At 53.5% G+C, this 9,161-nt stretch carries 6 protein-coding genes and 1 pseudogene; 5 read left to right on the top strand and 2 right to left on the bottom strand.

The window, feature by feature from the left end; translation table 11 throughout:
* Positions 1 to 56: 56 nt before the first annotated feature.
* The 5 genes from K2H17_RS03190 (at position 57) to K2H17_RS03170 (ending at position 6,654) form a co-directional block, all read left to right on the top strand.
* Positions 57 to 611 carry a DUF3575 domain-containing protein gene (locus tag K2H17_RS03190; RefSeq protein WP_300131328.1) on the top strand — a complete coding sequence of 185 codons (555 nt, stop codon included), beginning with the start codon at positions 57 to 59 and terminating at the stop codon, positions 609 to 611.
* Between the two features lie 15 nt (positions 612 to 626).
* On the top strand, positions 627 to 2,684 hold the full coding sequence (locus K2H17_RS03185; RefSeq protein WP_300131326.1) for a carboxypeptidase-like regulatory domain-containing protein: 2,058 nt from the start codon (positions 627 to 629) through the stop codon (positions 2,682 to 2,684).
* Complete coding sequence (locus K2H17_RS03180) at positions 2,681 to 4,963, top strand: hypothetical protein (RefSeq protein ID WP_300131324.1); 2,283 nt, start codon at positions 2,681 to 2,683, stop codon at positions 4,961 to 4,963. Before K2H17_RS03185 ends, K2H17_RS03180 begins: the two co-directional genes overlap by 4 nt.
* 63 nt (positions 4,964 to 5,026) lie before the next feature.
* A complete protein-coding gene (gene thiH / locus K2H17_RS03175; protein WP_300131321.1) occupies positions 5,027 to 6,136 on the top strand; it encodes a 2-iminoacetate synthase ThiH in 1,110 nt (369 codons plus the stop codon).
* 224 nt (positions 6,137 to 6,360) lie between these two features.
* Positions 6,361 to 6,654, top strand: coding sequence for a phage holin family protein (locus K2H17_RS03170; protein WP_300131320.1), 294 nt, complete (start codon positions 6,361 to 6,363; stop codon positions 6,652 to 6,654).
* 82 nt (positions 6,655 to 6,736) lie between these two features.
* Here the strand turns inward: K2H17_RS03170 and asnS are convergent, their stop codons facing one another.
* Positions 6,737 to 8,128, bottom strand: coding sequence for an asparagine--tRNA ligase (asnS, locus tag K2H17_RS03165; RefSeq protein WP_300131317.1), 1,392 nt, complete (start codon positions 8,126 to 8,128; stop codon positions 6,737 to 6,739).
* A gap of 24 nt (positions 8,129 to 8,152) precedes the next feature.
* Positions 8,153 to 9,046 (bottom strand): annotated as a pseudogene (locus K2H17_RS03160) (pseudouridine synthase); the annotation flags it as partial.
* Positions 9,047 to 9,161: the final 115 nt, after the last annotated feature.

Raw genomic sequence — 9,161 nt, 5'->3', positions numbered from 1 at the left:
TTTCGCTCAGATTTTAACTATTGTTATTAAACAACCTTTTATACTTTTTTTTTACAATGACCAATAGGCTACTGTGGATCCTCTCTATCCTCACGTTTACACTATGTCCTTTCACGGCCAAGGCACAGAGAGTGGCCTTGAAAACAAACACTCTTGACTGGGTACTGATGTCACCCAACCTTACCATCGACACACGCCTCTCGCGCAGAGTCACGTTCGAGATCGGAATGGTTGGAAATCCTTTGAGCAAGACTCCATACGGGTCAGACATCATGCTCAAGAACTTTCGCGTCGAACCGTCGCTGCGCTACTGGTTCAACCGTCCGATGGCACGCCACTTCATGGGCGTAGCTTTCAGCGGAGGTGTCTACAATCTTCGGCTGCGCCAGCACTGCTACAAAGGCAACGAAGTCGCTGCCGGACTCACCTACGGCTATGCCCTCGTGCTCAACCGCCACTGGAACGTCGAGTTCACACTCGGACTGGGCGTGGCACGTGTCTGGGGCTACAACTACCTCGCCCAAAACGGTCAGCCTGCAACGACAAACATGAGCCGATGGGTACCGGTACCCGTCGGAACCGGCATTTCTTTCTCATACATTCTGAAATAACCCCCGCGAAAGATCATGGATAATACAATAACAAAACGCATCCTCTCAACTGTCGCGGCCATCATTCTGATCTCGGCTGCCGCAATAGCCCGCGACATCAATGTCCGCGGCATCGTCACCAACTCCAACGGCGAACCGATGCAAGGAGTGTGCATTTACAATGCCGAGACCGAACAGCTCCTGGCAAGCACCAACGAAGAAGGAAAATATCTCGTAATCATCGACGGCGAGGGCAAACTCGTGTTCTCGATCCTCGGCATGGAAGACACTGAGGTTCCGGTCGAGGGACGGCTTGCAATAGACGTCATGATGACCCGCTCTTCAATCACTCTCGACGAGGTCTTTGTCAAGGCCAAAGGCAAACTCAAGACCGTGGCTCCGGAACCCACCGACATCGAGATAAAAGGCAATTACGCCCACATCAAGACCCGCATCAAGGTGCCTCACCGCCTGTTCAACTCGTCAACACGTCTGATCATCCAGCCGGCCCTCTACAATGTCACAGCCTCGAAAATGTGGTATCTGAAACCGCTCGTATTCGACGGTCGCCGCTACAACATCACTCAGGACCGAATGCTTGACTTCGACCTCAATGACGATCCGCTCAACAAATACGTGGAAGTGCAGACACACTCAAGCCGCAAGGACGACATGATTTTCTGGAGCGACTCTGTCTATCTCGACAATCCGGACCAGGACTTTCACTGCGACATGCTGATGGCTATGGAGAACTACAACCGCGTCTTCTACCGCGACACGACCACAATCTCGCGCGGCACCGTCAACCCGATGCGTTTCTTCCAGTACAATCTGCTCGGCACAGAGGTGACCGACACCACCTTCTATCCGACTCCTGAAATGCAGATGCGCGACACCCGCGGCGATGTGATGCTGACATTCCGTGTGAACGACGCCCGTCTCGACATGGAGCAAGGCAACAACCGCTCGGAAATGAATTCGCTCCTGAGCCAGCTTCACCGCATCGAAAATGACCCTGATGCGGCACTCAAAAGTTTCTTCATCTACTCCACATCCTCTCCTGAAGGCAACTACGAAAAGAACCTCGACCTGTCGCAGCGACGCATGAAGTCGGCCCTTGACCTGATCATGGACAACCTCTCTCCGACCACCCGCCGCTACATGGAGGTCAAGAGCGGAGGTTCGGTCGAACCGTGGGATACACTCGTGAGCATGCTGCGCGCCGACAGCCTCAACGCCGAAGCCGACGCTGTGGCCGAAATCATCGCAAAATATCCCGGACAGATGGACATACAGTCTGTCAGAGTGCGCCGTCTACCATTCTACTCTCCTCTCATCCCTGACAAATATCTCCCCCGGATGCGAAAAGTCAGCTATGAGTTCCTGACATCGCAGTACCGCTATCTGACAGACGACGAAATTGCCGAAGTCTACAAGACAGATCCCAAATCACTCTCACGCTTTGAATTTTTCCGCTACTACCGCTATATAGCCAAAACTCCCGCCGAAAAGGAAGAGTGTCTGAAAAAGGCTCTTGAGACCCATCCGAATTTCATTGTCGGCGCGACCGATCTCGCTGCAATGAAACTCGAACGCGGCGAAGCTGATTATGACCTGCTCGGAAAATTCCTGCAACCAGGCAACAAGCTCAAGAAAACCCCTGATGAAGCACGCCTCAACCATATAGCCGCCTGCCTCGCCACACACCATTACCTTGAAGCGGACTCACTGGCTTCGCTCCTCCCCGACACTCCCCGCTACCACAAGGCCAAGGTCTACACCGATGTGTTCAACGGCCGCTACGAAGGTGCCATGCAGGAAGTGGCCGCCGAGTCACCGATCAATGAAGTGGTCATCCTTCTGGCTCTCAAAGCCAACGACCAGGCCTGGCGCAAAGCCTCCAAACTCGGAGGTTCGGCTGAAGAGGAATATCTCAAAGCCGTTGCCGCAAACCGAGTCGACGAATACATGGCCGCCGTCAGCCATCTCGAAAACGCTCTGCGACTGAAACCGGAGCTTAAGGAGATCGCAAAAATAGACGGTGACCTGATTGATCTTATGGAAGAACGTGAAGAAGAGGAGGAACAGATATGAGAACTATAATAGCTAAAATATACATGACAATATCCGCCTGTGCGCTGCCCGCAGCAGCTGCCGCAGCCACAGACGGACCGGTGGTGATCGACTCGACAATGAACGCGCTTGACTACGTGCTCCAGCGTCCCGCACCGGCTGAACGATTTGCCCAAAAGCGCTTCGGCGACCGTCTTTTCATCTCTGTCGAAGCCGGTCTTGAGAGAATGCGCCCCAACACCAGCCTCACAGGCCCTTCGTCAGAAAACGGTTTCCGCGCAGGATTCACCATCGGCGACTGGGTGACTCCGGTCCACGGCTGGAGACTCGGCGTGAACGCAGGCCGCCACTATGGGATGAGAGACTATAAGCCCTATTTCGCAGGCCTCTCTCTTGACTATATGATGAACCTCTCGGCACTGCTTCGCGGCGACAACCCCTCGCGCCGCTTCGAACTTGTCGGAACAATGGGTCTCGAAGGCCAGGCCCTCCACCGCGACGGCCATCGCCTCTGGTGGGCTGCCGGTGCAAGAATCGGATTGCAGCCGCGAGTCTATGTGACATCTTCGACCTATATCTATCTTGAACCACGTCTCGGCGTCTATGACGACAGGATCGACGATGTGAAAACCTGGCATAAATATGACTGGAACGCATCACTGATGCTTGGCCTTGGCTACCGTATGGCCGGAGGCAAAGGCATCAGCGTTGACAATTCTCTGTTCGAAAACAACCATTTCAGAGACAACCTCTTCATGAGCGTGGCAGGCGGCATGACATCAATCGGGAGCAACACCGCCGACTGGCGCAACAGAACGGCCCCCTCAGGAACCATCTCCATCGGCAAATGGTTCAGTGCGCCGGCCGGTCTCCGGCTCTCTGCCACCGGCACCCAAGTCAAACAGCCGGCAGGCATGAAAAACCGCTATGCCACAATCGCAGATCTCGACTACCTCTGGAATCTCAATTCAGCTTTTGTCGGTTACAACCCCGACGGAAAAATCGAGACCAACGTGGTGCTCGGTGTGAGCGCGGCCTACCTCAGCGGAGAGGGCAAGAAATTCTATCCCGGATTTCATGCAGGCCTTCAGGGGATCTGGAAAGTATCCCCTTCGGTCGGACTCTATCTTGAACCGAACGTCCGCGTGTTTGACAACGAGATCGCCGCGACAAACAGACGCGCCGCACTCATGCCCGGCGTCAACGTAGGTCTCGTCTACCGGTTCAACAGCTCTGAAAAATACGATGCCTACAAATCAACGTTTGACTACAAAGAATTTCTTACCTCGCGCCGCTATTTCTTCGACTTCCTCGGAGGTGTGCTGATGCGTTCTCGCTCATGGCATCCAAACTGTGCGGTAGCACTCGGTTTCGGAAAGTGGTACACTCCGGAAAGTGCCTGGAGAATCAACGGCGAATATGAAAGTTACGAGACTTCATCGAACTACCGCTCACTCTCCCTGTCAGCCGACTATCTTTTGAGCCTGACCACCCTTGCATGCGGCTTCGACAGCGAACGCTGGTTTGATCTGGACGCATTCGTAGGTCTGACCGGCGGTGCGGCCCATTACAGCCACAAACTCAACCACCTTATCTGGGGTCCGAGAGCCGGTCTCCGCGGACGCTTCGGAGTGTCACCGGCAGTCGACATCATTCTTGAACCTCAGGTGCAGCTGCTCGCCATCCCCGAATATCACCGCCGATTCAACCCCGAAGCCCGTCTGCTTGCAGGCTTAAGCTACAAGATCGGACGCACAAAGAAGGAACGCGCAAGCCAAGGCTCCGGCAGCGGCATGGATTTCAGCGAATTCCGTCCGTTTGTCAACATTGCCGGCGGACCGATGCTTTACAGCGAAAGTTTCTCCAACACCTCGTTCCGAGATATCTCCTGGGGATTCACAGCCTCAGCCGGAGGCTGGTTGACAGGCACATCAGGACTCCAGCTGTCATTCGCCTTCGACTGTGTTCCGCGCAACCGGAAAGAAAATCAGGAGCTCAAGACTCTCAGCCTCGACTACATGCTCAATCTCACCAATGTCTTCACCGGCGAGACCGGACGCAGATTCGAGGTCAGCCCGCTTATCGGCGTAGGCATGGGCTGGGGATCAAGCCCGAATTCCAAAATAGCACTGGCTCTTGAAGGAGGCATACGCGCCAGCCTGCGCCTGACCCAGGATGTTGATCTGACGCTGACCCCGACAGTGACAGCCTGGCAGCCGCGCATCAACGGCACACACGACAACGGCCATCACTTTGTCGGAGTCGGACGCCTTCCGCTTGGTGTCACATACCGATTCTAAGAGCCATCTCCATTCCAAAACTTTCGCTCAGATTTTAACTTCGTTTTTAACCACTCACTAAATATGTTTTCAGAAGAACTCAAAAAATATGACTGGGATGAAACCACAAGTTTCATCCAGTCACGCACTGCGGCCCATGTAGAGGCAGCCTTGCGCAAGGAACATCTGAGCGTCGAGGATTTCATGGCGCTGATCTCCCCCGCCGCAGAGCCATATCTCGAACAGATGGCGCAGCTGAGCCACCGCTACACGCTGGAGCGCTTCGGCAAGACAATCTCAATGTACATTCCTCTCTACGTTTCCAACGCATGTACAAATGCGTGTGTCTACTGCGGTTTCAACCATAACAATCCGCTTGAACGCGTCACACTGACCCTCGATCAGGTGAAGGCGGAGTGTGAGGCCATTCGCAAGCTCGGCCCGTTTGAGAATCTGCTGATCGTTTCGGGAGAATTCCCTGCGCTCAACGGTGTCGACTATCTCGAAAAGGTACTGAAAGTGGCTCGCCCCTACTTCAACAATCTCACGATCGAGGTGATGCCGATGAAAACCGAGAACTATGCGCGTCTGGTCGAAAGCGGCCTTAACGGCGTGGTCTGCTTTCAGGAGACATACAATGCGGCCAACTACAAGACCTACCATCCGAAAGGGATGAAGTCAATTTTCGACTGGCGTGTCAACGGCTTTGACCGCATGGGTCAGGCCGGAGTCCACAAGATCGGAATGGGAGTCCTCATCGGTCTTGAAGACTGGCGCACAGATCTTGCCATGCTCGCCCGCCATCTGCGCTACCTCCGCAAGAACTATTGGCGCACCAGATACAGCGTCAACTTCCCGCGCATGTGTCCGGCGGAAGGTGGCTATCAGCCCAAAGTCGTCATGACCGACCGCGAACTGGCCCAGGTGACATTCGCATTCCGAATCTTCGACCACGACGTTGACATCTCCTACTCCACCCGCGAGAATCCGGCATTCCGCGCCAACATGATGAAGCTCGGTGTCACATCCATGAGCGCCGGCAGCAAAACCGAGCCGGGAGGCTACTGCTCGACCCCCGACGCGCTCGAACAGTTCGAAGTCTCGGACCCACGCTCGCCGAAAGCCGTTGCCGCTGACATCCGCCGCCTCGGCTATGAGGCTGTCTGGAAAGACTGGGACAAGATCTTCGACTAAGAGAGTATTCAAATTAAAACGCACCCCAAAAGTCTGAAACAAAACTTTTGGGGTGTACTATTATATATGGCCACCACCTGATTCAAGAGAGACTGCCCGTAACACGTAAACACATTGCCTGCCTGCCAGCCAAAATTCCGTCATCAGAAATAAACTTTTTCATCTGTGCAATCATTTATATAGTATATATAACATTACTCACTTATTAACTATTTGATTGCCTTATGAAATCTTTTGGTAAAGGCCTTTTCTGGATCGGATTCATACTCCTGATGGGAGTAGTCATCGCATATATGATCACCATGTTTGTCGGCGTCGTAGCGCTCGCGTCGTGGGCCACTGCTCTGACTTTCGGAGCACTGATCATACTCGGAGGAATTTTCATGCTCATAGGCCGCGCCTCCGAACGCCGCGGCGAGATGAAACATTTCATCGAGAACGAGAAGAAAGATCTCGCAGCCTCTGAGAACAACGCCTCAACTTCAGGAAACAATTCTTCAGCCTCGCCGCAGGTCTGATGTCAAATATACTGAGAGCGCCGGATCCCTCTTCGGAATCCGGCGCTCCTATATAAAGAAAATGATTTGGTATAAGTCCTGATCAGAACTCAGCCTTGCCCGGAGTACGCGGGAAAGGAATGACGTCACGGATGTTGGTCATACCGGTAACGAAAAGAACGAGACGTTCGAAGCCCAGACCGAAGCCGGAGTGAGGCACTGAACCGAAACGGCGGGTGTCAAGATACCACCACATGTCTTTCATCGGAATGTCAAGCTCTTCGATACGGGCAAGGAGCTTGTCATAGTTCTCCTCGCGTTCCGAACCACCGATGATTTCACCGATGTGGGGGAAGAGAACATCCATAGCGCGGACGGTCTTGCCGTCTTCGTTCTGCTTCATATAGAAAGCCTTGATCTCTTTCGGATAGTCGGTCAGGATCACCGGCTTCTTGAAGTGCTCCTCTACGAGATAGCGTTCATGCTCGCTCTGGAGGTCGGTGCCCCAGTGGACAGGGAACTCGAACTTCTTGCCTGACTCTTCAAGGATCTTCACGCCTTCGCCGTAGGTCAGACGGACGAAATCGTTCTCCACAACGAACTTCAGACGTTCGATGAGTTCCTTGTCATACATGTCCTGAAGGAAAGTGATGTCGTCGATACAGTGTTCCAACGCATAGTTGATACAGTACTTGACAAATTCCTCGGCCAGATCCATGTTATCGGTGATGTCATAGAATGCCATCTCAGGCTCGATCATCCAGAACTCCGAGAGGTGACGGGGAGTATTTGAATTCTCGGCGCGGAAAGTCGGGCCGAAAGTATAGATCTCACCCAAGGCTGTCGCACCCAGCTCACCTTCAAGCTGACCGGAAACAGTCAGTGCGGTCGGTTTGCCGAAGAAATCCTGCGAGTAGTCGGTCTTTCCGTCCTCAGTCTTGGGGAGGTTGTTGAGATCGAGAGTTGTTACCTGGAACATGGCTCCTGCTCCCTCGCAGTCACTCGCTGTGATCAGCGGAGTGTGGAGATACTGGAAACCACGTTCGTTGAAGAACTTGTGGATCGCGAAGGCCAGAGCGCTGCGGACACGCAGAACCGCGCCGAAGGTATTGGTTCTGGGACGCAGGTGGGCGATCTCGCGGAGAAATTCCAGCGTGTGGCCCTTCTTCTGCAAGGGATAGCTTTCGACATCGGCAGTGCCGTAGACCTTAAGGCTGTCGGCCTGTACCTCGCAGGTCTGTCCTTTGCCCTGCGACTCGACGAGCATACCTTTCACACAGATGCTCGAACCGGTGGTGACAGGCTTGAGATCCTCGTCGGAGAACTTGGCCATGTCAAACACGATCTGTATATTCTTTATTGTCGAGCCGTCGCTCAGTTGCACAAACTGCACATGTTTGTTGCCACGGCGGGTGCGCACCCAGCCTTTGGCCTCAACCTCGGTCCCGATCAAAGACGGATCTTTGAGCAGATCAGCTACTTTTGTTCTTTTCATTATGCAAGAGTCTGTTAGTAATGATTATTCAAACGATCCCATTTTGAGGAAGTTGACCTCTTCCTGGGTCAGATAGCGCCAGCGACCGCGGGGCAGATTTTTCTTGGTGAGACCGGCAAAATAGACACGGTCAAGCTTGGTCACATGATAGCCGAGGCTTTCGAAGATTCGGCGCACGATGCGGTTGCGGCCAGAGTGGATTTCAATGCCGGCCTGATTGCGGTCTGTGTCAGTGGCATAAGAGATGGCGTCAGCGTGGATCGGACCGTCTTCAAGTTCGATTCCGTCGGCGATGCGCTGCATATCCTCTTCAGCGATATCCTTGTCAGTCCATACGTGGTAAATCTTCTTCTTGACATACTTCGGGTGGGTCAGCTTAGAGGCAAGATCACCGTCGTTTGTCAGCAGAAGCACACCGGTTGTATTGCGGTCAAGACGGCCTACCGGGTAGATGCGTTCGTCGCAGGCACCCTTGACGAGATCCATGACGGTCAGACGTCCGTTGGGGTCATCGCTGGTGGTCACGCAGTCTTTCGGCTTGTTGAGCAGAATGTAGCATTTGCTTTCAAGTGCCACAACCTTTTCATCATATTCGACAACGTCGCTGTGGGAGATTTTGGTTCCGAGTTCAGTCACTACATTGCCGTTGACCTTGATAAGACCCTGCTGGATGAATTCATCGGCTTCACGACGCGAGCAAAGACCTGCGTTGGCCATGAATTTGTTGAGACGGATCTGTTCGTTGGGATCCGGCAGCGGCATCTCATATTCGATGCGACGTGGACGCGGAGTGAAGCTGCGGCCTCCCTGAGGCATTCCATACTGGTTCTGACGGGGACCCTGCTTCTTGAATCCGCCCTGACGGTTGTTATTGTTGTAGCCGCCCTGGCGATTGTTGTTGTAACCACCCTGACGGTTGTTGTTATAGCCGCCCTGGTTGTTATAGCCACCCTGACGGTAGATGTTCTATAATAACGGGCACTACTTATAGAAATGAAACTAAGACAACAGTGAATAAGCCGAGTCTGGAAGA

The organism is Duncaniella sp. (assembly GCF_029054785.1).
GTDB lineage: Bacteria > Bacteroidota > Bacteroidia > Bacteroidales > Muribaculaceae > Duncaniella.
Note: the sequence above shows the minus strand (reverse complement) of the source record. Positions and strands in the feature narration are given on the sequence as shown.